Genomic DNA, 20,305 nt, shown 5'->3' with positions numbered 1-20,305 from the left:
GCCGGCGCCGTCGGGAGACGGTGGCCGGCGGGCGGTGGCGCCCGCGGTCGGATTTCCCGGTCCAAGCGCAACCGCCGCCGTCCGTCAAGCCCGCCCCCGCAACGGCGGGAGTGGCGATTGACGCACTGCACAACGGAAGGCAGACAATACGCGCTTTCGACTTCCGGCGGCCCGGGCGGCCGCCGCGCCTTTCGTGAGTTCACACAACGCGCCCCGCTCGCCGGCCGTCCTGGCCGGGCTGACCATCGGCGCCCTCGGTGTCGTCTACGGCGACATCGGCACCAGCCCCCTGTACGCGCTCAAGGAAGTCTTCCACGGCGCGCACGTCCCCATGACGCACGACAACATCCTCGGGGTGCTGTCGCTGCTGTTCTGGACCATGACCATCGTGGTCTCCTTCAAGTACGTGCTGCTGATCCTGCGCGCGGACAACAACGGCGAAGGCGGCCTGATCGCGATGCTGGCGCTGGCCACCACCGCCGTGCGCGAGAAACCGACGCTGCGACGCGGGCTGATGCTGGTGGGGCTCTTCGGCACGGCGATCTTCTTCGGCGACGCGGTCATCACGCCAGCGATGACGGTGCTCTCGGCGGTCGAGGGCATCGAGGTCTACGCGCCGCAGTACCACGACGCGGTGGTGCCGATCTCCCTGGTGGTGCTGGCGGGGCTGTTCGCGGTCCAGCGCTTCGGCACCGGCGGCGTGGGCAAGGCCTTCGGGCCGGTGATGCTGGTGTGGTTCACCTCGCTGGCGCTGCTGGGCATCCCCAAGATCGTCGGCAATCCGCATGTGCTGCAGGCCATCAACCCGATGTGGGCGATCGAGTTCTGCGCGCACTACGGCTGGATCGCCTTCGTCGCGCTGGGCGCGGTGGTGCTGGTGGTGACCGGCGGCGAGGCGCTGTACGCGGACCTGGGCCACTTCGGCAAGCAGCCGATCCGCATCGCCTGGTACAGCTTCGTGATGCCGGCGCTGACGCTGAACTATTTCGGCCAGGGTGCGTTGCTGCTGGACCGGCCGGAAGCGATCAAGAACCCCTTCTTCCTGCTGGCGCCGGGCTGGGCGGAGATCCCGCTGTTCGTGCTGGCGACGCTGGCGGCGATCGTGGCCTCGCAGGCGCTGATCACGGCGGCCTTCTCGGTGACCAAGCAGGCGGTGCAGCTCGGGCTGCTGCCGCGCATGCGCATCGTGCACACCTCGGTGCGGGACATCGGCCAGATCTACGTGCCCTTCGTCAACTGGGGCCTGTTCGCCTTCGTCGTCGTGGCGGTGGCCTTCTTCGGCTCGTCGAGCAAGCTGGCCGGCGCCTACGGCGTGGCGGTGACCATCGACATGACCATCACCACGGTCATGACCTTCTTCGTGATCCGCTTCGGCTGGCGCTATCCGCTGTGGCTGTGCGTGCTGGCGACCGGCGCGTTCTTCGTCATCGACGCGACCTTCCTGGCCTCCAACCTGCTGAAGATCGCCCACGGCGGCTGGTTCCCGCTGCTGATCGGCTTCGGCATGTTCACGCTGATGCTGACCTGGAAGCAGGGCCGCCGGCTGCTGTCGGACAAGCTGCGCGAGGACGCGATCGACCTGAAGAGCTTCCTCGAGGCGGTGTTCATCAACCCGCCGACGCGGGTGCAGGGCAGCGCGGTGTTCCTGTCGGCGGAGCAGGGCGTCACGCCCAATGCGCTGCTGCACAACCTCAAGCACAACAAGGTGCTGCACGAGCAAAACCTGTTCGTCAGCGTCAAGCATCACGAGGTGCCCTGGATCGGCTTCGAGAGACGTGTCGAGGTGGAGAGCCTGGACAACGACTGCTGGCAGGTGACGCTGCACTTCGGATTCAAGAATGAACCGGACGTGCCGGACGCGCTCAAGCTGCTGGAGCAGCGCGGCGTCCACCTGGACGAGATGGAGACCAGCTACTTCCTGTCGCGCGACATCGTCATCCCGACCATCGGCTCGGGCATGGCGCTGTGGCGGGAGAAGCTCTTCGCGAGCATGCACCGCAACGCGGCCGCGGCGGCGGACTTCCTGCACCTGCCGACCAACCGGATCGTGGAACTGGGGTCGAAGGTCGAGATCTGACGGCCGCAGGGACGCGCGGCGCGGTCGTTATGCTTCGCGTCATGAAACGCTGGCTGCAAGACCTGTCCCTCTCCGCCGCGGTCGCGGGCTTCGTGGCCGTGCTCGTGGGTTTCACCAGCTCGGTGGCCATCGTGTTCCAGGCCGCGCAGGCGCTGGGCGCGACGCCGGCCCAGACCAGCTCCTGGATCTGGGCGCTCGGGCTGGGCATGGGACTGACCAGCCTGGGCTTGTCGCTGTGGACGCGCCAGCCCGTCCTCACCGCCTGGTCGACGCCTGGCGCCGCGCTGCTGGCCGGCGTGTCCGGCATCTCCATGCCCGAGGCCGTCGGTGCGTTCATCGTCTGCGGCGCGCTGATCCTCATCGCCGGCGCGACCCGCTGGTTCGAACGGATCATGGACCGCATCCCCATCGCCATCGCCTCCGCGCTGCTGGCCGGCGTGCTGGCGCGATTCGGGCTGGACGCCGTGCTCGCGACGAAGACCGCGCCCGCGCTGGTCCTGACGATGGCGCTCGTCTACGTCGCGGCCCGCCGCTTCCTGCCGCGCTACGCGACGCCGCTGGTGCTGCTCGCCGGCGTCGCCGTCGCGGCGGCGCAGGGCCGGCTGCATCTCGAGGCCGTCGAGTGGGGCTGGGCGATGCCGGTCTGGGTCACGCCAGCGTTCTCGCTGCCGGCGCTGGTCGGCGTGGCGCTGCCGCTGTTCCTTGTCACGATGGCTTCGCAGAACCTGCCCGGCGTCGCCGCGCAGCGGGCGTCGGGGTATCAGACGCCGGTCTCGGCGAGCATCGCCGCCACCGGCCTGGCCTCGGTAGTCTTCGCGCCGTTCGGCGGCTATGCGTTCAACCTCGCGGCGATCACCGCGGCCATCTGCATGGGGCGCGAGGCGCACGAGGATCCGGCCAGGAGATACACGGCGTCGGCGATGGCGGGACTGTTCTATATCGCCATCGGCTTGGCCGGCGGCGCGGTGGTGGGGCTGCTGACCGCCTTCCCCCGCGAGTTGATCGCGGCGGTGGCGGGACTGGCGCTGCTGGGCACGATCGCCGGTGGGCTGTCGGCCGCGCTGAAGGATGAGCGTCACCGCGACGCCGCCATCCTGACCTTCCTGGTCACGCTGTCGGGGCTGAGCCTGCTGGGCATCGGCTCGGCGTTCTGGGGCGTGGTCGCCGGTGCGGTTTCTCTTTTGGTGCAACACTTCCGGGCGGCTCCCAGATAGTGATCCTGCCTAGGGGGCTGGCCCTCACCCCTGCCCTCTCCCGCAAGCGGGAGAGGGAGTTCGTGCCCGAGGTCTGAAGGTCCCTGCTGAGATCCCCGGCCTCGCCGCCGAATTGCCCGAATTGCCCGAATTGCCCGAACTGCCGCCGAATTGCCGGCGTTTGCCGAATCCCTTGTCGAAAGCCCTGTCCATGAAACTGCTGTTCGTCGCCGACCCGCTGTCCACGTTCAACACCTACAAGGACTCCACCTTCGCGATGATGCGGGAGGCCGCCCGGCGCGGACACGAGCTGTGGGTATGCGAGGTGCCCGACCTGCTGTGGGTCAGCGGCGGCCGGGTGACGGCGCATGCGGCCCGGCAACTGACGCTGACGCCGGAAGCCGCCGCCAGCCAGGCCGGCACGAAGCTCGCCGTGTGGCACGAGATCACCGCGACGCGGGACCTGCCGCTGGCCGATGTCGACGCGGTGCTGATGCGCAAGGACCCGCCCTTCGATTCGGAGTTTTTCTACGCGACCCACCTGCTGGAGCAGGCCGAGCGCGAAGGCGCGCGCGTGTTCAACAAGGCCGCGTCGCTGCGCGACCATCCGGAGAAGCTGGCGATCCTGGAGTTCCCGCAGTTCATCGCGCCGACGCTGGTGACGCGCTCCGCCGCCGCGATCCGCGCCTTCCATGCGGAGCACCAGGACATCATCCTCAAGCCGCTGGACGGCATGGGCGGCATGGGCATCTTCCGCGTCAAGGCCGACGCGCTGAACCTGGGCAGCATCATCGAGACGCTGAACAAGAACGGCGCGCAGTCGGTGATGGTGCAGCGCTTCGTGCCGGAGATCGTCCAGGGCGACAAGCGCATCCTGCTGATTGGCGGCAAGCCGGTGCCGTACTCGCTGGCGCGCATCCCGCAGGGCACCGAGGTGCGCGGCAACCTGGCCGCCGGCGGCAAGGGCGTGGCCCAGCCGCTGACCGACGACGACCGCCGCATCGCCGAGGCGCTGGCGCCGGTGCTCGCCGCGCGCGGGCTGCTGCTGGTGGGGCTGGACGTGATCGGCGACAAGATGACCGAGCTCAACGTGACCAGCCCGACCTGCTTCCAGGAAATCATGGAACAGACCGGTTTCGACGTCGGCGCGGTGTTCATCGACGCGCTGGAAGCGGCGGTGAGGGCGGCGCGCTGAGCGTGTGACGACCGCGCTCGAACGCGCTCGATGGGGCTCGGGTCGCGCCTCGCTTGCGCTCTGATCGCACCTTGATCGCCGAAACGGACCAGGATTCAGCCATGACTTTTGAATTGCTCAGCGAGCACGCCAGCTTCGGCGGCGTGCAGCGTTTCCACCGTCACGACTCGGTCGAGATCGGCCTGCCGATGCGCTTCGCGCTGTACCTGCCGCCGGGCGGGGCGCGCGCGGCGAAGGGCCTGCTGGTGTTCCTCGCGGGGCTGACCTGCACCGAGGAGACCTTCACCATGAAGGCCGGCGCCCAGCGCCAGGCCGCTGCACTGGGCCTGGCGCTGCTGATGCCGGACACCAGCCCGCGCGGCGAGGCCGTCAGCGCGCTGCCGGGGGCGAGCGCGTCCTGGGATTTCGGCATCGCCGCGGGCTTTTACCTCGATGCGACGCAGGCGCCCTGGGCGACGCACTGGCGCATGGAGAGCTACCTGATGAAGGAGCTCATCCCGCAGGTGCAGGCCGAGTTGGGCTTGGACGCGGCGCGGACCGGGATCGCCGGCCATTCGATGGGCGGGCATGGGGCGTTGACGCTGGCGCTGCGGCATCCGGGCGCCTTCGCGTCGGTGTCGGCCATCGCGCCGATCGCGGCGCCGAGCCGTTGCCCGTGGGGCGTGAAGGCCTTCACCGGCTACCTCGGCGACGACCGCGACGCGTGGCCCGCGCACGATGCGAGCGCGCTGATGCAGGCGCAGGCGCGCGTGCCGTACCCGGGCGGCCTGCTGGTCGACCAGGGGCTGGCGGACCGGTTCCTGGTCGAGCAGTTGTTCCCGGAGGCGCTCGAATCCGCGTGTGCGGCGATCGGGCAGCCGCTGACGCTGCGCCGGCACGACGGGTATGACCACGGGTACTACTTCATCGCGTCGGTGATCGACGATCATCTGGCGCATCACGCCCGGCAGTTCAGAGGCTGATCGCCGTCACAGATGACGCGTCCCTGCGGGCCCGGCGCCGATCGGGTGCTGGGGCGCTCGGATGCTCGGGGCGCTCGCTGTCTGCAGCTCGCGTTTGCGTTGGCCGCCGCGTGCGGCGCCCGGCGCCCGGTCGCTCGCCGGTCGCTGGCGGATGAACGAGAGCACCGGAGAGTCCAATGCGCATCGCCCTGCTGTCCGACATCCACGGCAACCTGCCGGCACTGGAGGCCGTCGTGGCCGACCTGCGCGCGCGCGGCGTGGACACGATCGTCAATCTCGGGGACATCCTGTCCGGTCCGCTGCTGCCGCTGGAGACGGCGCGCTACCTGATGTCCCAGGACTGGCCAACGATTGCCGGCAACCATGAGCGGCAGCTGCTGGCGATCACGGCGGCGAAGCCGGGTGGTGCCTCGGACCGTTTCGCTCGGGAATGCCTGGGCGAGGCGGAACTCGACTGGCTGCGCGCGCTGCCGGCGACGCTGCGGCTCAACGACGAGGTGTTCCTGTGCCACGGCACGCCGCGCCGGGACATCGAGTATTTCCTCGACTCACAGGTCGGCGAACGCCTGGTGCTGGCGTCGGCGAAAGATGTCGCCGAGCGCCTCGGCGAGGAGCGATCCGAGCTGGTCTGTTGCGGCCACACGCACATTCCCCGGGTGCTGCGCAGTGCGCGCGGGCAATGGCTGGTGAATCCGGGCAGTGTGGGCTTGCAGGCCTGGGATGACGATCACCCCGAGCCGCACGTCGCGGAGATGGGCTCGCCGGATGCGCGCTATGCCATTGCGGAGAAGATGACGCAGGGATGGCGGGTGACGTCGATCAGCGTGCCGTATGACCACGAAGCCGCTGCGCGGATCGCGGCCCGCAACGGGCGTGAAGATTGGGCGAGGTGGTTGAGGACGGGCTACGCGGCTTGATCGCGGCGATGCCCACGCCCCACGCCGCGATAGGGGCGTGAAGGTCTTGGCCACCGACGATGACGCCGTTGCCGTTCCCCGACTGGAGGGGGAACCGTAGAGGCTTCTTTGCTCATGAGACGCCGAACAAGCGCCCACGCGTGATGGCCAGACGCTTCAATTCCTTTGCCACCATCCTCCTGCTCGAGAGACCGTGCGCGGAGAAGTCCGCGAGCGCATGAGCCGGGTTGTCCGGCAAGGTCGGATGGTCGTGTGTCGGGTCCTCGAAGCACGGTATGCCGCAGGCGAGGAATTCGGCGACGCTCAGGCCGAAAACCGCAGCCGACCGCCGGCCAGCACGTGTGTAGCGCTCATGCGCGCCTTCGGCGGTCGTGATGGACGACCGGTCGACCGACAACTGCCCGTTGTCCGACTTCGAGGGCATGAAGCACGAACTGCAGGGGCATCCAGCGTTCAGCCCGCTGGGGTGGATCTGGCGGAACAGCAGCTCCTCCGCGTTGCTCAAGCTCATCGCCATGCGGGGCCTCCTGCGGCGTCGAGTGCGCGGAGGAACTCGGCGTCCATGACCGGGTAGGGCTTGGGATACAGCTTGCCGGTGCCGCCGATCTCGAAGCCGAAGATCTCCAGTGTTCCGTCGGCGCCGACTTCCACGGTGAGGTCCCAGGTGCCCCGGATGTACTCCATCAGCACGCCGCCGTCGGGCGACGGGAACAGGTCGCCCAGCCCGACGAGCGGGGGCCGCGCGAGCAGGAGCTGCCGGGTGACCCGCAGGGCGATCGCGGAGATCGGCGGCGCGCCGTCGTCGTTCCAATCAGCGGGCAGCGCCGCCAGTTCGGCCAGGCGGTCTTCGACAGCGGCCCATGGTGGAAGAGGGGGAGTCTCCTGGGCTTCGCCGGGATGAGCCGGCGGCGCGCAGGGAGGGATCGGCTTGGACGGCATCAGGCGGTCGGGAAGTGGGTAGGCCATTCACCGCTCCTACAGGGTTGTTGAGGAGCAATGATTCTTCGAATCCCGGTGCCTGCTGTCTCTCGCATCAATCGGCGGTAAATCGAGGGCTGGTGCCAGATCGAAGGCGTCGGAGTGACTGCGATCAGGAAAACGATCCGGGGCTGGTCGGCGCATGTGCCGGCGGCGCGGCCTCCCCCATCGCCGCCTGCCGATGCCCCGCCACCGCCTTGTAGCGCTTGACGAAGGCATCGACTTCCGCGGGGTCGATCATGTCCTCGAGCTGCGCGAAGCCGTCCGGCGAGGTGTTCCTGTGCCACGGCACGCCGCGCCGGGACATCGAGTATTTCCTCGACTCGCAGGTCGGCGAACGCCTGGTGCTCGCGTCGGCGGAAGAGGTCGCCGAGCGCCTCGGCGAGGAGCGATCCGAGCTGGTCTGTTGCGGCCATACGCACATTCCCCGGGTGCTGCGCAGTGCACGCGGGCAATGGCTGGTGAATTCGGGCAGCGTGGGCTTGCAGGCGTGGGATGACGATCACCCCGAGCCGCACGTCGCGGAGATGGGCTCGCCGGATGCGCGCTATGCCATTGCGGAGAAGATGACGCAGGGATGGCGGGTGACGTCGATCAGCGTGCCGTATGACCACGAAGCCGCTGCGCGGATCGCGGCCCGCAACGGGCGTGAAGATTGGGCGAGGTGGTTGAGGACGGGCTACGCGGCGGCTTGATTGCTCGCCGCGATACGTTCGTAGATGACCTCGGCGGGAATGGTGAGGTCCAGGGATTCCAAGTGAAGCGGCGCATCGCCGATGGACGGATGGCGCGACCACCGGCCATCGGATTCCCGGCGGTGAAGATCGATGCGGCGGCGGACATGGTCGACCAGCACGTACTCCCGCAGGGAAGGAATCCGGAAGTAGGCCTGCGCCTTCTCGGTCCGATCGAAGCGTTGCGTCGAGACCGACAGCACCTCGATGACAAGGATGGGCGCCAGCATCCACCGCTGATGCCCGCTGATCCGCTCGCAGGTGACGACGACGTCAGGATAGAAGTAGGTGCCGATGGGATTCAGCACCGCCGCGTTTTCCGAGAAGACGCGGCAAGGGCTGCCTCGCAGATGCTGATGCAGGCTCGCGGCGAGATTCATGCACGCCGTGCCGTGGTCGAGGCGAGCGCCGGTCATCGCCAGGATCCGGCCGTGGAAGAACTCGTGCCTGCGTCGCTGAAGGTCTTCCCATGCGCAGAACTCCTCGAGGGTGAGCCTGACATTTGGCTGGTCAAGGCCGGCGAACACGGCGGCCACGGGAAAGGCGATCCCTTGGAAATCGAGGCGCACCTCGCCGCCCGCCTCGTGGTGGGTCGCGGTCCATCCGCCTGACGCGTTTCGCCGCTCCACGCTGACCCTTCGGGTGCCACGGTCGACGATCAACAGCTCCTGCATGGTGTTGATGCGCCGTAAGGCGCCCAGACGCATGGCGTCGGCGATGCCGGGCGTCGCGGAGGGAAAGGTACAGGCGAACGCCGGAGAGAGACACTCGTCGGATCGAGCGAAGAACACGTCCGGCCGGACCACATCGAGATGGGTGGCGATCACGGGTTCAGCGCCCAGGCAGGCGGCCCAGGGTGACTCCTCGCCCGACGCCGCCTGGATCACCGAAGTCAGATTGACCAGCAGGCGGAAGAAGGCGGAATCGCGCGGCGGCAGCGGACGAGGGTGGCCATCGATGAGTTCATGGGCCTCTTCCTGTAGCGCTTGCCATTGAAGGAACTCGTCCGAGGTCATCGGCTGCTCGACATGGAGGTAGGACATTCGCCACTCCTGCAACTGCGTGAGGAAAGCTGGCGATTCTTCGGAAGCCGCTGTTTGGCGTCTGCCACCTCGATCAGCATGAAATCCGGCCCTCGTCCCCGATGGAGGGCGCTTGGGTGACTGGAACGGAGGGGCCGGTTCCGCGTGCTAGCGGGGCGAAGGCAGCGCGGCCTCCCCCATCGCCGCCTGCCGATGCCCCGCCACCGCCTTGTAGCGCTTGACGAAGGCATCGACTTCCGCGGGATCGATCACGTCCTCGAGTCGCGCGAACCCGTCCGGCGCGCGTTCCTCCACCATGTCGAGGATGTAGTCCAGCCCCTCCTGCCGATTGAGTTCGACGATGCGCGCGCACATCGGCCGGCGCTCGGCCTCGTAGTTCGCGAGCGCCGTCTCCACGCGTCGCTCCTCGCGCAGCGCCCTGGCGATCGCGGCGGCATCGAGGATCGCCTGCGTCGCGCCGTTCGAGCCGATCGGGTACATCGGGTGCGCCGCGTCGCCCAGCAGCGTGATGCGCCCATGCCGCCAGCGCGGCAGCGGATCGCGGTCGACCATCGGCCACTCCAGCAGCTGCGTCGCGCCCCGGATCACGCCGGGCACGTCCAGCCAGGGGAAGCGCCAGCCGCCGAAGGTCGGCATCAGGTCATCGATCGAGCCCGGCTTGTTCCAGTCCTCGCGCCCCGGCGCCGTCAGTCCGCCACCCAGGCCGTCCTCGCGCAGCCGGCGGTCGCAGATCCAGTTGATCAACTGCAGCCCGTCCGGCCGCGGTGGTGCGATCGGATAAACGACGAACTTCGCGCGCCGATGCCCCGCCTGCACCATCGTCCGGCCGTCCAGGAACGGTCGTGCCAGCGAGGTGCCGCGCCACATCATCATCCCGTTCCAGCGCGGTGCTCCTTCATCGGGATGGAACTGCCGCCGGATCGCCGAGTGGATGCCGTCCGCCGCGATCAGCACGCTCGCGCGCCGCGCCAGCCGGGCGCCCGTGGCGTCCACCCCATGGGCGATGACCTCGTCGCCATCGAGCTGCGCGCCGGTGATGCGCCAGCCGCTCACCAGCCGTTCCGCGCCGAGCCGCGTCGCCGCCTCGCGCCACAGCAGCTGCTGCAACTCGCCGCGGTGCACGCTGAACTGCGGATGGCTGTAGCCGCCGGCCAGGCCGCGCACGTCCTCGTAGATCGTCTGTCCGTGACGGTTGGCGAAGACCAGCGCCGAGGTCGGCACCGCCATCGAGGCCAGCGCCGGCATCAGCTCCAGCTCGTCCAGCACCGCCACCGCATGGGGCAGCAGGTTGATGCCGACGCCCAGCGGCTTGAGTTCGGCAGCGGCTTCGCAGACCGTCACGCGGTGGCCGTCGCGTTGCAGCGCCAGCGCGGCGGCCAGTCCGCCGATGCCGCCGCCGGCGATCAGGATGTCGAGGGCCATGGGCGTCTCCGGGCTCCGGGGGAATCGATCGGGTCAGGGTAAGCGAGATAGTTGCGCTATGCAACAGTATCTAAGCTCATTGCCATGAGTCGTACCCGCTCGCCCAAGACCGTCGCCGAGCCGCCTGGCGGCCCGCTGCTGCCCGTTCCCGGGCTGGACTACGGGGTGCTCGACGAGTTGCTCGGCTACGCGCTGCGCCGGGCCCAGATCGCGTTGTACGTGGACTTCTACCGCGCCACCGCCGGCCTGGACGTGAGTCCGCCGCGCTTCGCGGCGCTGGTGCTCGTGGGCCGGAACCCGGGCATGCGGCAGGGACTGCTGGCGCAGGCCATGGGCCTGCACCGCAGCGGCGCGCTGCGCCTGACCGACTGGCTGACCGCCCGCGGCTGGGTGGAACGCCAGGACGATGCCGAGGACGCCCGCAGCTGGGGGCTGTTCCTGACGGCGGCCGGCAAGCGCAAGCTGGCGGAGCTCGAGCGCCGCGTGCGCGCGCACGACGAGCGCCTGATGCGCGGCCTGGGCGATCGCGCCGCGCTGTTGAAGCTGGACCTCGAGCGGCTGGCCGCGATGGCGGCGGCCAACAACAACGACGACGGAGACAAGCGATGAACGACCCTGAACGACTGCTCACCCGCCGCGATGCCGGCCTGCTGCTCGGCGCCGCGTTGGCCGGACTGACCGGACCGCTGCGCGCGCAGACCGCGGCGATGCCGCGCATCCTGGTCGGCTTCCCCGCCGGCGGCTCCACCGACGTGATCGCGCGCCGGCTCTCCGAGGCCTGGCGCGGCCGGCTCGCCGAGGCGGTGCTGGTCGAACAGCGCGTCGGCGCGGGCGGACGCCTGGCGGTGGCTGCGCTCAAGGACGCGCCGGCGGACGGCGGCACGATGCTGCTGAGCCCGTCCTCGATGTTCACCATCTATCCGCATGTTTATCGCAAGCTGGCCTACAAGGCGGAGAGCGACGCGATCGCGGTCTCGCCGATCTGCAACGCGACCTGCGGCTTCGGCGTCGGGCCGATGGTGCCGGCGTCGGTGAAGACGCTCGGCGACTTCGTCGCCTGGGCCAAGGCGCATCCGGAGCAGTCGTCCTACGCCTCGCCCGCCGCGGGCGCGATGCCGCACTTCCTCGGCGACCAGTTCAAGCGCGCCGCCGGCATCACGCTGGCCCACGTGCCGTACCGGGGCGCGGCGCCCGGGCTGCAAGACCTGATGGGCGGCCAGATCGCCTCGGGCTGCTTCATCCTCGGCGACTTCCTGCCCCACCTGGCTAGCGGCCGGCTGCGCATCCTGGGCGTGACCGACCATGAGCGCTCGCGCTTCACTCCCGAGGTGCCGACCTTCGCCGAACAGGGCTTCAAGGGCATCGTCGGCTTGGAAAGCTACGGGATCTTCCTGCCGTCGAGGACGCCGGCCGCCGTCGTCGACAAGGTCTTCGACCTGATCCGGGTCGCGCTGCGCGAGAAGCAGGTCGTGGACGGCCTGGCCAAGCTGGGGTTCGAGCCGCTGGCGATGGCGCCGGCGGACTACGCGCGGCGGCTGGCGGCCGAGCGCGGGCAGTGGGGGCCGATCGTGCAGGCGTCCGGCTTCTCCTCGGACGACTGAGCGAGCCGCCGCCAGGCGAAGAGCGCCAGCGGGATCGCCAGCGCCGACAGCGCCAGCGCGAGCCCGCCGGCGGCGCTCCAGCCCCAGCGCTCGACCACCGCGCCCATCAGCGGCGGACCCAGCAGCGCGCCCGAGGCGCCGAACTGCGTCAGCCGTCCGCTGGCCAGCGCGAGGCGCTCCGGCGCACGCGCGGCCAGCGGCAGCAGCGCGAAGACCAGGCTCGGGAACACGCCCGAGGCCGCGTTGACGGCGATCGCGAGCAGCGCCTGGGTGGACGCCTGGCCGCCGTCGCGCAGGGCGGCCAGGAACAGCAGGCCCGACAGTCCCAGCGAGACCGCCATGGCCACCGCGATGGCCGGCGACAGCGCGCCGCGGCGCTTCAGCAGCCACGCGCCGATCGCGCTGGCCGGCACGTTGGCGAGCGCGGCGGCGGCGGTCCAGCCGCCGGCCGTGGCCAGCGGCATGCCGCCCTGGGTGAGCAGGCTGGGCAGCAGCGCGAGCAGGCCGACCTCGGCCACCGCGTAGGCGCCGAAGGCCGCCACCAGGGCCCATAGCAAAGCGCCGGTCGCGCCAGGCGATGGCGGCGGCGCTGGTGCCGCTAGCGCTGCCGGTGCGGCCGGCGACGTGGAAGATATCGGCGATGCGGGCGATGTGAGTGATGTGGGTGATGTCGCCGATGTCGCCGATGCGGCTCTTCTTGTTGCGGCGTCGCCCGCTGCCATCGCGCGCAGGCTCACCCACAGCAGCAAGCCGCCCGCCACGCTCAACGCCTGCGCGAGGCGCCAGCCCACCGCGCCCGCCGCCCATGCGTAGGCCCAGGCGCCCACGGCCATGCCCACCGGCACGAAGGTGCTCCACAGCGCCATCGCGGCCGCTTGCCGTCGGCCCTCGGCCGCGCGGGCGATCAGCACGGGCGCTGCGACGACGATCGCGAGATAACCCAGGCTCTCGACCAGCCTCGCCAGCGCCAGCGTCACGAGGTCCTGCGCGAAGGCGCTGGCCGCCGCGCCGATGGCGAGCGCGAGCACCGCCACGGACAGGCTGGATCGGAGCCCGACACGCGGCAGCCAGCGTCCGGCGACGCCGCCCAGCGTCGCGCCGCAGACCTCCAGCAGCGAGGTCAGCGCGGCCATGGCCGCCAGCCCGAGCTGGAGCTCGCGCGCGATCGGCGGCGACAGCGCCGCCAGCTTGCCCAGTTGGGCCGCGGCGAACACGCCGCAGAGGTAGTACAGCAGAATCCTCACTTCGGCCCTCCCGTGCCGATCCGGTCGACGCGAGGCGTGTCGACCTCCGTTTCCCTCGATGGCGACGGGGTGCGCGCGCTGGACGTGACCGCCTCGCCACTGCTCAATGACTTCCCGGTGCCTGTGCCATGAATGAATCGCCGCTGTTGTCCTGCGATGCTCGTCAGCTCGGCCGCAGCCTGCGGCTGTGGCGAACGCTGCGCCGCCTGAAGCAAGGCGCGGTCGCGGCCGAGATGCGCGTCTCGCAGACGACCGTGTCGCGCTGGGAATCGGGACTGGCGGCGCCGTCGCTGGAGGAGCAGCAGGCGCTGCGCCGGTTGATGGCCGCGCGGCTGGACAGCGCGGCCGACTTCGAACTCGGCCGGCTCGTCGAACGCGCGCCGGTGCCGGTGCACCTGATCTGCGACCTGAGCCACCGGCTGCTGGCGATGTCCCGCGCGCGGGAGCGGCACTGCCGACTGCCGCGCGCCGAACTGATCGGCCGCGCGTTGTGGTGCTACGCCACGCCCGAGATCGTGGCGCAGGAAGCCCGGCTGGACGCGCTGGGCTGGTACGAGCCGGCGCCCGGCGCGGTGGAGTTCGAGACCGGCGCGGCCACCGAGCAGGACATGCCCATCCTCCGGAGCCGGATGCGATGGGTGCGCTTCCAGCTGTCCGACGGCAGCTTCGTGCGGTTGGCCGAGACGGTCGACGAGGACGATGCCGCCGTCGATGCGGGGCGCGCGGTGGAGGCGGCGCCCGGCGTGCGGAGCGAGGCGCCGCGCGGGTGACTGGGTGAACGGTTGATCCTGCGGTCGGACGTGCGGCTGGGCGTGCGGCTGGGTGAGCGGTCGGGCAGGGCGGCGTGACGAGGGCATGGCCGCCACGCTACGGGCCCGGCCGGGCGGTCGTCCACGAATAAAAGATTCAGCGCGGCAGCAGCCGCAAGCGAAGGGGCGTGGCCGGGCGCAGCGTGATGTTGAGCACCGGCTCGGGCGCGGGCGCCCCGGGCACGGGCGCGAGGCGATACCGCTGCAGCACCATCGCGGCGATCAGCGTGATCTCCATCAGCGCGAAGTGGCTGCCCAGGCACACCCGGGGGCCGGCGCCGAAGGGCATCCAGGCGCCGCGCGGGATCTCGCGATGGCCGGCCGCCGGATCGAAGCGCTCCGGGCGGAAGGATTCCGGCTCATCGAACCAGCGCGGGTCGCGCTGGATCAGGCCGGGTGTCAGGCGCAGCATCGCCCCGCGCGGCAGCCGCAGGCCGGCGATGTCCAGCGGCTGCGTGGTCCGGCGCGAGAACAGCGCCGGCGCCGGCGGGAACAGCCGCAGCGTCTCCTTGATGCACAGGCTCAGCCAGGGCAGCCGCGTCAGGTCCGCCGCCCCAGGCTCACGACCGCCGAGCACCGCGTCCACCTCGTCGGCCGCGCGCCGCTGGGCGTCGGGGTGGGCGGCCATGCACCAGCCCCACCAGGTCAGCGCGGCGGCGCTGGTCTCATGGCCGGCCAGGAAGGTCGTCATGCATTCGTCGCGCAGGGCGGTGTCGTCGAGTGGCGCGCCGTGCTCGTCGCGCAGCGCCATCAGCATCGCCAGCAGGTCGTCCGGCGCCGGACCGCCCTGGCGGGCGTGCTCGCGCCGTATCGCGAGGTGACCGCGGATCAGCCCGTCCAGCGATCGCAGCGCGCGGCGCTTGCCCCGCTTCCAGGGCGCCCACAGCGGCGCGCTGACCGGCACGTACATCTCGCCCATCGCGACCTTGCCGAGCTCGTGCACGGCCCAGGCCGCCTCGGCCACCGCCGCATCGCCCTCGCCGGCGGAGAACAGCGTCCGCAGGATCACGTCCATCGTGAGCAGCGTCATGAGCGACTCGAAGTCGAGCGTCACGGCCCGGGCCTCGCCCGAGCTGCCGTTCGAGCCGCCGTTCGAGCCGCCGTTCGAGCCGATGGCCGCGTCGGGCAGGCGTTCCAGCGCGCGCCGTGCGGCCTCGACCATCAGCGGCACGAAGCCGGTCACCCGCTGCGGCGAGAAGCCCGGCTGCAGCAGCTTGCGCTGGCGCTGCCACGCGGGCCCCTCGGCCACCAGCACGCTGTGGCCGTGCGCATCCGCGAACACCGCGGTCGCTCGCTGCCAGCGGATCAGCCCCTCGTGGCCGGCGATCAGCAGCTCGCGCACATGGTCGGGATGGAAGAAGCAGAAGTCGTCCAGGCCGAGCAGCCGCTGGTGGACCACGTCACCATAACGCCGCTGCAAGTGGCGGAGATGGCCCAGGTAGTCCCGGCGCAGCGCGAGGACCTCGGGCAACCCGCCCCAGCGGGTGGAAGGACCAGGAATGGGAGCGGGGATCGGCAGGACATGGCTCATGGGAGGGCATCGTGGCGGCGACCCGGCGCCGCGTCTTGAATCGAAGCGACATGACAGGGGCTTCGAGTGAGCCCCGTCGCCGCGGGCGCGACGCCTCTAGACTGCGGCGCCATGGACGCTTCCCTCCACCCCGGCACCATCGCCCGCCTGCGCATCCCTTCGCGCGCGCTGGAAGGCTGCGTGTACGCCTACCTCTGGCGCGACCTCGCCGGAGAGGTGGCTGGCCCATCAGCGCCCGCGCTCACCGAGGCGCAGTGCCAGAGCTGGTTCCCCGCCACGCCGCTGTGCGGGCTGAGCTGGACGCTCAGCGGCCGCGTGCGTGAGCTGGGCCTCGGCGGCGAGCCTGGCGATTGGCTGCCGGCCGGCGTGCTCGGCGGACCGCGCAGCGGGCCCCGTCGTTTCCAGTCGACGCCGGACGGCCGGGCCTTCATGGTCGCGATCCGGCCGGAGGCGCTGCAGGCGATGACCGGCCTGGACATCGGCGCGCTGAAGGACCGCATGGTGCCGCTGTCGGTCATCGACGATCCGGCCTGGCGTGCGCTCGACGCGGCGATGCGCGAGGCCGGCGACGAAGCGACGGCGCGTCGCACGCTCGAGGCCTTCCTGCTGCCGCGCTGGCGGACGGTGCGCGCGGCGGTGCTTGCCGACGACCCGCCGCCGCGCGGTTACGCCGGCTGGATGCAGCGCCTGGCCCTGCGCGCGATCGCGGCGGGGCACGGGCGCAGCGTCCGCCAGGCCGAGCGTCGCATCAAGCAGTGGAGCGGCCAGAGCCTGCGCGCGCTGCGGCTGGTCAGCCGCGCCGAGGCCGCCTTCCACGAGGTGCGCCGGCGCGACGAGGACGACGACGCCGTGATCTGGAGCGCCCTGGCCCAGGACCACGGCTACGCCGACCAGGCGCACCTGTGCCGCGAGACCCGGCGCCTGAGCGGTTTCAGCCCCGAGGAACTGCGCCGCCGCGTCGCCGAGGAGGAAGCCTTCTGGGCCTACCGCGTCTGGGTCTGACCGCCGCAGCGCCCGGGCGGGACTCCCTCGCCCCCGGGAGGGGGAGAGGGCCGGGGTGAGGGGGCGTCCCCGCCCATCGAGGACAATCCCCCGATGGCTGTCCTTTCCCTCTCCAACGCCCACCTCGCCTTCGGCCATGTGCCGCTGCTCGACGGCGCGAATTTCTCCCTCGAAACCGGCGACCGCGTCGGCCTGATCGGCCGCAACGGCACCGGCAAGTCCTCGATGCTGAAGGTCCTCGCCGGCCTCGAGAAGCTCGACGACGGTCTGCTGCAGCTCGAGAAGGGCCTGACCAGCGTCTACGTGCCGCAGGAACCCGAACTGCGCCCCGAAGCCACCATCTTCGACGTCGTCAGCGAAGGCGTGGCCGAGGCCAAGGCGCTGCGCGCCCGTTACGAGGCGCATGACGAGAACGACGACCTCGGCTGGGTCCAGGAGCGCATCGAGCAGATCGGCGCCTGGAACTGGGAACAGCGCGTCGACGAGACGCTGCACCGCCTGGGCCTGGACGGCGAACGCCGGGTCGGCGAGCTGTCGGGCGGTCTGAAGAAGCGGGTCGCGCTGGCCCGCGCGCTGGTGGCGCAGCCCGACGTGCTGCTGCTGGACGAGCCCACCAACCACCTGGACCTGGACGCGATCCGCTGGCTGGAGGAGCTGCTCAACGGCTTCAAGGGCTCGCTGCTGCTGATCACCCACGACCGCGCCTTCCTGGACAACGTCGCCAACCGCATCGTCGAGCTCGACCGCGGCCAGCTGCGCGGCTACCCCGGCAACTTCGCCGCCTTCCAGGCCGCCAAGGCCTATGAGCTGGAGAACGAGGCGCTGGCCAACGCGCGCTTCGACAAGCTGCTGGCGCAGGAGGAGGTCTGGATCCGCAAGGGCGTCGAGGCCCGCCGCACCCGCAGCGTCGCGCGCGTGCAGCGCCTGCATGAGATGCGCGCCGAGCGCCACGCCCGTCGCGACGTGCAGGGCAAGGTGCGGCTGGACGTGGCCACCGGCGAGTCCAGCGGCAAGATCGTCGCGGAGCTGGAAAACGTCTCCAAGCGCTTCGGCGACCGCCTGATCGTCGACGGCTTCACCGGCACGATCCTGCGCGGCGACAAGGTCGGCCTGATCGGTCCCAACGGCGCGGGCAAGACCACGCTGCTGAAGATGATCCTGGGCGAGCTGCCGCCCGACAGCGGCACCGTGCGCCTGGGCACGAAGATGACGGTCGCCTACTTCGACCAGATGCGCGACGCGCTCAACCTCAACGCCACGCTGGCCGACACCATCAGCCCGGGCAGCGAGTGGATCGAGATCGGCAACCAGCGCAAGCACGTCAAGAGCTACCTGGGCGACTTCCTGTTCTCGCCGGCGCGCGCGGACTCGCCGGTCTCCAGCCTCTCCGGCGGGGAGCGCAACCGGCTGCTGCTGGCGCGGCTGTTCGCGCGTCCGGCCAACGTGCTGGTGCTGGACGAGCCGACCAACGACCTGGACATCGAGACCCTGGAACTGCTCGAGGAACTGCTCGCCGAGTACGACGGCACCGTGTTCCTGGTCAGCCACGACCGGCGCTTCCTGGACAACGTCGTGACCTCGACCATCGTCAGCGAAGGCGCCGGCAAGTGGCGCGAGTACGAAGGCGACGTCGAGGACTGGCTGCAGCAGTCGCAGCGCGCGGCGGAGATCAAGGCGCGCCAGGCGCCGGCCGCGGCGCCGGCTCCGGCGCCCGCGCCCGCGCCCGCACCGGCGCCCGTCGTCGCGACCAAGCGCAAGCTCAGCTACAAGGAGCAGCGCGAGCTCGACGAAATCCCCGCCCGGATCGGCGCGCTGGAAACCGAGCAGAAGCACCTGCAGGCGCTGCTCAACAGCACCGAGCTCTACCAGCAAGGGGCCGCCAAGATCACCGAAGTCACCAACCGGGCGGCGGAGATCGACGATGAGCTGCTGGCGCTGATGGAGCGGTGGGAGGCGCTCGAGGCGAAGTGAGGGAGGCGGCCGGACTGCAGGCACCGGGCGCGGCGCCCTGACTGGTGGCAACGAACTCGGCGCCCGGACTGTCAGCACCGAGCGTGGCGCCCGGAGTGCTGGTACGGAGCAAGGTGCCCGGACTGTCAGCACCGAGCTCGGCACTGCCAGGGCATGGGGGCTCCCTCCTGGACCCCCAAGCCCTGTCCGCGCCCCGAGACATCACCGCGTGCGGCGGATTTGCGACCGAGGGGTGCGTCAGGACTTGACCGTGAGGTCGCCGAGACCGGCGTAGCGCGCCGTCACCGTCACTCCCTTCGACAGCTTCGTGGCAACGCGCCAGGAGCCCGTCGTGACGACACTGCCCGCCGGCACGGTCAGGCCAGTGCGCGTCGCCGCTTGAAGCCATCCGGCCACGACCCAGGCGGGATCGTTCAGGCCATGGCCGCCGGTACCCGCCATCGGCGCCTGGTCGCCGACGATCAGCTCGCAAGACTGGTTCGCCCAGTCGTGACCCGGCTTCCACGCCTGCCACGGGCCCAGCGCTAGCGCGCCATGCGTCTGCGCATCGGCCAGGCGCAGCAGGTTGTCGGCGCCCAGGCCGCGCTGCCAGCGCGAACCCAGCCATTCGACGGCGACGCACATCGCATCGATCAGGTGCTCGGCCTGGCCGGGCACCAGCGCAGCGGCCATCTCGGGCGTGACGTCGCGCCCGAGGCGCAATGCGATCTCGGCCTCCGCGCCGATCAGGGACAGGTCACCGAAGTCGCCGCCGTTGCGCAGGCCGCGGACCTCGCGGGCGCGCAATGGCGGCAGCGGCGAACTGCCCAGCGCGCCATCGCGCGACGAGCCGCCACACTTCCAGAACTGCACGCGTCCCGGCGCCAGCCAGTCGAGCCGCTGCGCGAGCTCGGCCTGCGCCGCGTAGGCGGCGGCCTCGTCGGGGAGCGACCAGGCGGTGTCGTCCAGCAGCGTGTCGTCGGACCAGGCCTGGGCGAGCGCGGCGCCCAGGTCGGCGGGGGAGGAGGGGCTAGGGATGGTCATGAGCGCGGATCTTAGGCGCCGCCGCTAGCATCCGGCCCGACAAGGACACACCGCGTCGGGCGAGCCTCGCGCGACAGGGAACATGGCCAGGGAGGCCCCAGATGATCGATCGCTCCGGATCCGCGGCGCGCGCCGCCGCGTGGCTCCTGTCCGCGCTGCTCGCGGCCTGCGCCACGCAGCCGCTCAATCCGTTCGGCCGCGCCTACGACGAGGAGAACGTGCTGAAGCCCGGGCCGCTCGCCGGCTGCAAGGGCAACTACGACGTCCCGCCCTACCTCGAGTTCGGCAGCAAGACCATGTATCCGGCCACGCAGCACATGAACGCGTACAGCGGCGACGTGGTCGTCGAGTTCCGCGTCGACGCGCAGGGACGGGTCACGCCGCTGACGGCCGCCGAGGGCCCGGCTCGCGCGTTCATCAACCACAACAACCTGGCGATGAAGGACTGGCGCGTGCGGCCGGCCACCTGGTGGGGCACGCCGGTCGAGGTGGTCTGCCGGCTGCAGCAGAGTTACCGGATCATCGGCCCGTACGCGCCGGTCCGCGAGGACAACGCGCCGCCGCCCGAGCGCCGCTGACGGTGCTCGTCGCGTCGCCGCGGGG

Annotated in this window: 20 protein-coding genes; 12 read left to right on the top strand and 8 right to left on the bottom strand. The window is 70.8% G+C overall.

The features are described from left to right. Positions 1 to 193: 193 nt before the first annotated feature. From FHT37_RS17450 to FHT37_RS17430, 5 genes are all read left to right on the top strand, one after another. Positions 194 to 2,077 (top strand): potassium transporter Kup, encoded by a 1,884-nt coding sequence (locus tag FHT37_RS17450; RefSeq protein ID WP_091728516.1) that lies wholly within the window; start codon positions 194 to 196, stop codon positions 2,075 to 2,077. A 41-nt stretch (positions 2,078 to 2,118) separates the two neighbouring features. Beyond that, a complete protein-coding gene (locus FHT37_RS17445) occupies positions 2,119 to 3,291 on the top strand; it encodes a benzoate/H(+) symporter BenE family transporter (protein WP_183483236.1) in 1,173 nt (390 codons plus the stop codon). Positions 3,292 to 3,481: 190 nt separating this feature from the next. Beyond that, positions 3,482 to 4,465, top strand: a complete 984-nt coding sequence (gene gshB, locus FHT37_RS17440; RefSeq protein WP_183483234.1) for a glutathione synthase — start codon at positions 3,482 to 3,484, stop codon at positions 4,463 to 4,465. Positions 4,466 to 4,566: 101 nt separating this feature from the next. Further along, a complete protein-coding gene (gene fghA, locus FHT37_RS17435; protein ID WP_183483232.1) occupies positions 4,567 to 5,427 on the top strand; it encodes an S-formylglutathione hydrolase in 861 nt (286 codons plus the stop codon). Positions 5,428 to 5,603: 176 nt separating this feature from the next. Further along, on the top strand, positions 5,604 to 6,344 hold the full coding sequence (locus FHT37_RS17430; RefSeq protein ID WP_183483230.1) for a metallophosphoesterase: 741 nt from the start codon (positions 5,604 to 5,606) through the stop codon (positions 6,342 to 6,344). Positions 6,345 to 6,456: 112 nt separating this feature from the next. Here the strand turns inward: FHT37_RS17430 and FHT37_RS17425 are convergent, their stop codons facing one another. The 3 genes from FHT37_RS17425 to FHT37_RS25470 all read right to left on the bottom strand — a co-directional run bounded on the left by FHT37_RS17425 (position 6,457) and on the right by FHT37_RS25470 (position 7,563). Continuing rightward, the gene (locus tag FHT37_RS17425; protein ID WP_183483228.1) at positions 6,457 to 6,861 is read right to left on the bottom strand and encodes a hypothetical protein; all 405 of its coding nucleotides are present in this window, start codon (positions 6,859 to 6,861) and stop codon (positions 6,457 to 6,459) included. Next, the gene (locus FHT37_RS17420) at positions 6,852 to 7,310 is read right to left on the bottom strand and encodes a hypothetical protein (RefSeq protein WP_183483226.1); all 459 of its coding nucleotides are present in this window, start codon (positions 7,308 to 7,310) and stop codon (positions 6,852 to 6,854) included. Before FHT37_RS17420 ends, FHT37_RS17425 begins: the two co-directional genes overlap by 10 nt. A 124-nt stretch (positions 7,311 to 7,434) precedes the next feature. Next, positions 7,435 to 7,563 carry a hypothetical protein gene (locus FHT37_RS25470; RefSeq protein ID WP_255489758.1) on the bottom strand — a complete coding sequence of 43 codons (129 nt, stop codon included), beginning with the start codon at positions 7,561 to 7,563 and terminating at the stop codon, positions 7,435 to 7,437. Here FHT37_RS25470 and FHT37_RS17415 point away from each other — a divergent pair. Then, complete coding sequence (locus FHT37_RS17415) at positions 7,562 to 8,017, top strand: metallophosphoesterase (RefSeq protein WP_183483224.1); 456 nt, start codon at positions 7,562 to 7,564, stop codon at positions 8,015 to 8,017. The genes FHT37_RS25470 and FHT37_RS17415 overlap by 2 nt on opposite strands. On the opposite strand, the gene FHT37_RS17410 is transcribed toward FHT37_RS17415, so the two are convergent. After that, positions 8,002 to 9,099: a Uma2 family endonuclease gene (locus FHT37_RS17410; RefSeq protein WP_183483222.1), complete on the bottom strand. Its 1,098-nt coding sequence runs from the start codon at positions 9,097 to 9,099 to the stop codon at positions 8,002 to 8,004. The two genes, FHT37_RS17415 and FHT37_RS17410, sit on opposite strands and share 16 nt — an antisense overlap. A 147-nt stretch (positions 9,100 to 9,246) precedes the next feature. Then, entirely contained in the window at positions 9,247 to 10,521 is a 1,275-nt protein-coding gene (locus tag FHT37_RS17405) for a flavin-dependent oxidoreductase (RefSeq protein WP_183483220.1), read from the bottom strand. A gap of 84 nt (positions 10,522 to 10,605) precedes the next feature. On the opposite strand from FHT37_RS17405, the gene FHT37_RS17400 reads away from it, so the two are divergent. After that, positions 10,606 to 11,130 (top strand): MarR family winged helix-turn-helix transcriptional regulator, encoded by a 525-nt coding sequence (locus tag FHT37_RS17400; RefSeq protein WP_183483219.1) that lies wholly within the window; start codon positions 10,606 to 10,608, stop codon positions 11,128 to 11,130. Beyond that, entirely contained in the window at positions 11,127 to 12,122 is a 996-nt protein-coding gene (locus FHT37_RS17395) for a Bug family tripartite tricarboxylate transporter substrate binding protein (RefSeq protein ID WP_183483217.1), read from the top strand. The genes FHT37_RS17400 and FHT37_RS17395 overlap by 4 nt, the downstream gene beginning before the upstream one ends. Here FHT37_RS17395 and FHT37_RS17390 read toward each other — a convergent pair. Further along, the gene (locus FHT37_RS17390) at positions 12,044 to 13,366 is read right to left on the bottom strand and encodes an MFS transporter (RefSeq protein WP_183483215.1); all 1,323 of its coding nucleotides are present in this window, start codon (positions 13,364 to 13,366) and stop codon (positions 12,044 to 12,046) included. The two genes, FHT37_RS17395 and FHT37_RS17390, sit on opposite strands and share 79 nt — an antisense overlap. Positions 13,367 to 13,494: 128 nt before the next feature. On the opposite strand from FHT37_RS17390, the gene FHT37_RS17385 reads away from it, so the two are divergent. Continuing rightward, positions 13,495 to 14,136 (top strand): helix-turn-helix transcriptional regulator, encoded by a 642-nt coding sequence (locus FHT37_RS17385; protein WP_183483213.1) that lies wholly within the window; start codon positions 13,495 to 13,497, stop codon positions 14,134 to 14,136. Positions 14,137 to 14,272: 136 nt separating this feature from the next. Here FHT37_RS17385 and FHT37_RS17380 read toward each other — a convergent pair whose 3' ends face one another. After that, complete coding sequence (locus FHT37_RS17380) at positions 14,273 to 15,706, bottom strand: cytochrome P450 (RefSeq protein WP_255489756.1); 1,434 nt, start codon at positions 15,704 to 15,706, stop codon at positions 14,273 to 14,275. Between the two features lie 111 nt (positions 15,707 to 15,817). Between FHT37_RS17380 and FHT37_RS17375 the strand changes: the two genes are divergently transcribed. Together FHT37_RS17375 and FHT37_RS17370 are read left to right on the top strand one after the other, a co-directional pair. Continuing rightward, on the top strand, positions 15,818 to 16,708 hold the full coding sequence (locus FHT37_RS17375; RefSeq protein ID WP_091728470.1) for an AraC family transcriptional regulator: 891 nt from the start codon (positions 15,818 to 15,820) through the stop codon (positions 16,706 to 16,708). 93 nt (positions 16,709 to 16,801) lie between these two features. Next, positions 16,802 to 18,679 carry an ATP-binding cassette domain-containing protein gene (locus tag FHT37_RS17370; RefSeq protein WP_183483211.1) on the top strand — a complete coding sequence of 626 codons (1,878 nt, stop codon included), beginning with the start codon at positions 16,802 to 16,804 and terminating at the stop codon, positions 18,677 to 18,679. 237 nt (positions 18,680 to 18,916) lie between these two features. Here FHT37_RS17370 and FHT37_RS17365 read toward each other — a convergent pair whose 3' ends face one another. Beyond that, entirely contained in the window at positions 18,917 to 19,702 is a 786-nt protein-coding gene (locus FHT37_RS17365; RefSeq protein ID WP_183483209.1) for a fumarylacetoacetate hydrolase family protein, read from the bottom strand. 101 nt (positions 19,703 to 19,803) lie between these two features. On the opposite strand from FHT37_RS17365, the gene FHT37_RS17360 reads away from it, so the two are divergent. Continuing rightward, positions 19,804 to 20,280, top strand: a complete 477-nt coding sequence (locus tag FHT37_RS17360) for an energy transducer TonB (protein WP_183483202.1) — start codon at positions 19,804 to 19,806, stop codon at positions 20,278 to 20,280. Positions 20,281 to 20,305: the final 25 nt, after the last annotated feature.

It is taken from the genome of Mitsuaria sp. BK037 (assembly GCF_014193045.1).
Lineage (GTDB): Bacteria > Pseudomonadota > Gammaproteobacteria > Burkholderiales > Burkholderiaceae_C > Roseateles.
The sequence above is the reverse complement of the archived record's forward strand: the minus strand, read 5'-3'. Positions and strand labels throughout refer to the sequence as shown.

What these genes read in the sequence shown, in the direction of transcription:
- FHT37_RS17365 (WP_183483209.1), bottom strand. Translation starts at nt 19,702, where the DNA reads ATGACCATCCCTAGCCCCTCCTCCCCCGCCGACCTGGGCGCCGCGCTC.
- FHT37_RS17405 (WP_183483220.1), bottom strand. Translation starts at nt 10,521, where the DNA reads ATGGCCCTCGACATCCTGATCGCCGGCGGCGGCATCGGCGGACTGGCC.
- FHT37_RS17395 (WP_183483217.1), top strand. Translation starts at nt 11,127, where the DNA reads ATGAACGACCCTGAACGACTGCTCACCCGCCGCGATGCCGGCCTGCTG.
- FHT37_RS17375 (WP_091728470.1), top strand. Translation starts at nt 15,818, where the DNA reads ATGGACGCTTCCCTCCACCCCGGCACCATCGCCCGCCTGCGCATCCCT.
- FHT37_RS17445 (WP_183483236.1), top strand. Translation starts at nt 2,119, where the DNA reads ATGAAACGCTGGCTGCAAGACCTGTCCCTCTCCGCCGCGGTCGCGGGC.
- FHT37_RS17380 (WP_255489756.1), bottom strand. Translation starts at nt 15,706, where the DNA reads ATGAGCCATGTCCTGCCGATCCCCGCTCCCATTCCTGGTCCTTCCACC.
- FHT37_RS17420 (WP_183483226.1), bottom strand. Translation starts at nt 7,310, where the DNA reads ATGGCCTACCCACTTCCCGACCGCCTGATGCCGTCCAAGCCGATCCCT.
- FHT37_RS17370 (WP_183483211.1), top strand. Translation starts at nt 16,802, where the DNA reads ATGGCTGTCCTTTCCCTCTCCAACGCCCACCTCGCCTTCGGCCATGTG.
- FHT37_RS25470 (WP_255489758.1), bottom strand. Translation starts at nt 7,563, where the DNA reads ATGATCGACCCCGCGGAAGTCGATGCCTTCGTCAAGCGCTACAAGGCG.
- FHT37_RS17385 (WP_183483213.1), top strand. Translation starts at nt 13,495, where the DNA reads ATGAATGAATCGCCGCTGTTGTCCTGCGATGCTCGTCAGCTCGGCCGC.
- gshB (WP_183483234.1), top strand. Translation starts at nt 3,482, where the DNA reads ATGAAACTGCTGTTCGTCGCCGACCCGCTGTCCACGTTCAACACCTAC.
- FHT37_RS17425 (WP_183483228.1), bottom strand. Translation starts at nt 6,861, where the DNA reads ATGGCGATGAGCTTGAGCAACGCGGAGGAGCTGCTGTTCCGCCAGATC.
- FHT37_RS17400 (WP_183483219.1), top strand. Translation starts at nt 10,606, where the DNA reads ATGAGTCGTACCCGCTCGCCCAAGACCGTCGCCGAGCCGCCTGGCGGC.
- FHT37_RS17415 (WP_183483224.1), top strand. Translation starts at nt 7,562, where the DNA reads ATGTCCTCGAGCTGCGCGAAGCCGTCCGGCGAGGTGTTCCTGTGCCAC.
- FHT37_RS17430 (WP_183483230.1), top strand. Translation starts at nt 5,604, where the DNA reads ATGCGCATCGCCCTGCTGTCCGACATCCACGGCAACCTGCCGGCACTG.
- fghA (WP_183483232.1), top strand. Translation starts at nt 4,567, where the DNA reads ATGACTTTTGAATTGCTCAGCGAGCACGCCAGCTTCGGCGGCGTGCAG.
- FHT37_RS17410 (WP_183483222.1), bottom strand. Translation starts at nt 9,099, where the DNA reads ATGTCCTACCTCCATGTCGAGCAGCCGATGACCTCGGACGAGTTCCTT.
- FHT37_RS17360 (WP_183483202.1), top strand. Translation starts at nt 19,804, where the DNA reads ATGATCGATCGCTCCGGATCCGCGGCGCGCGCCGCCGCGTGGCTCCTG.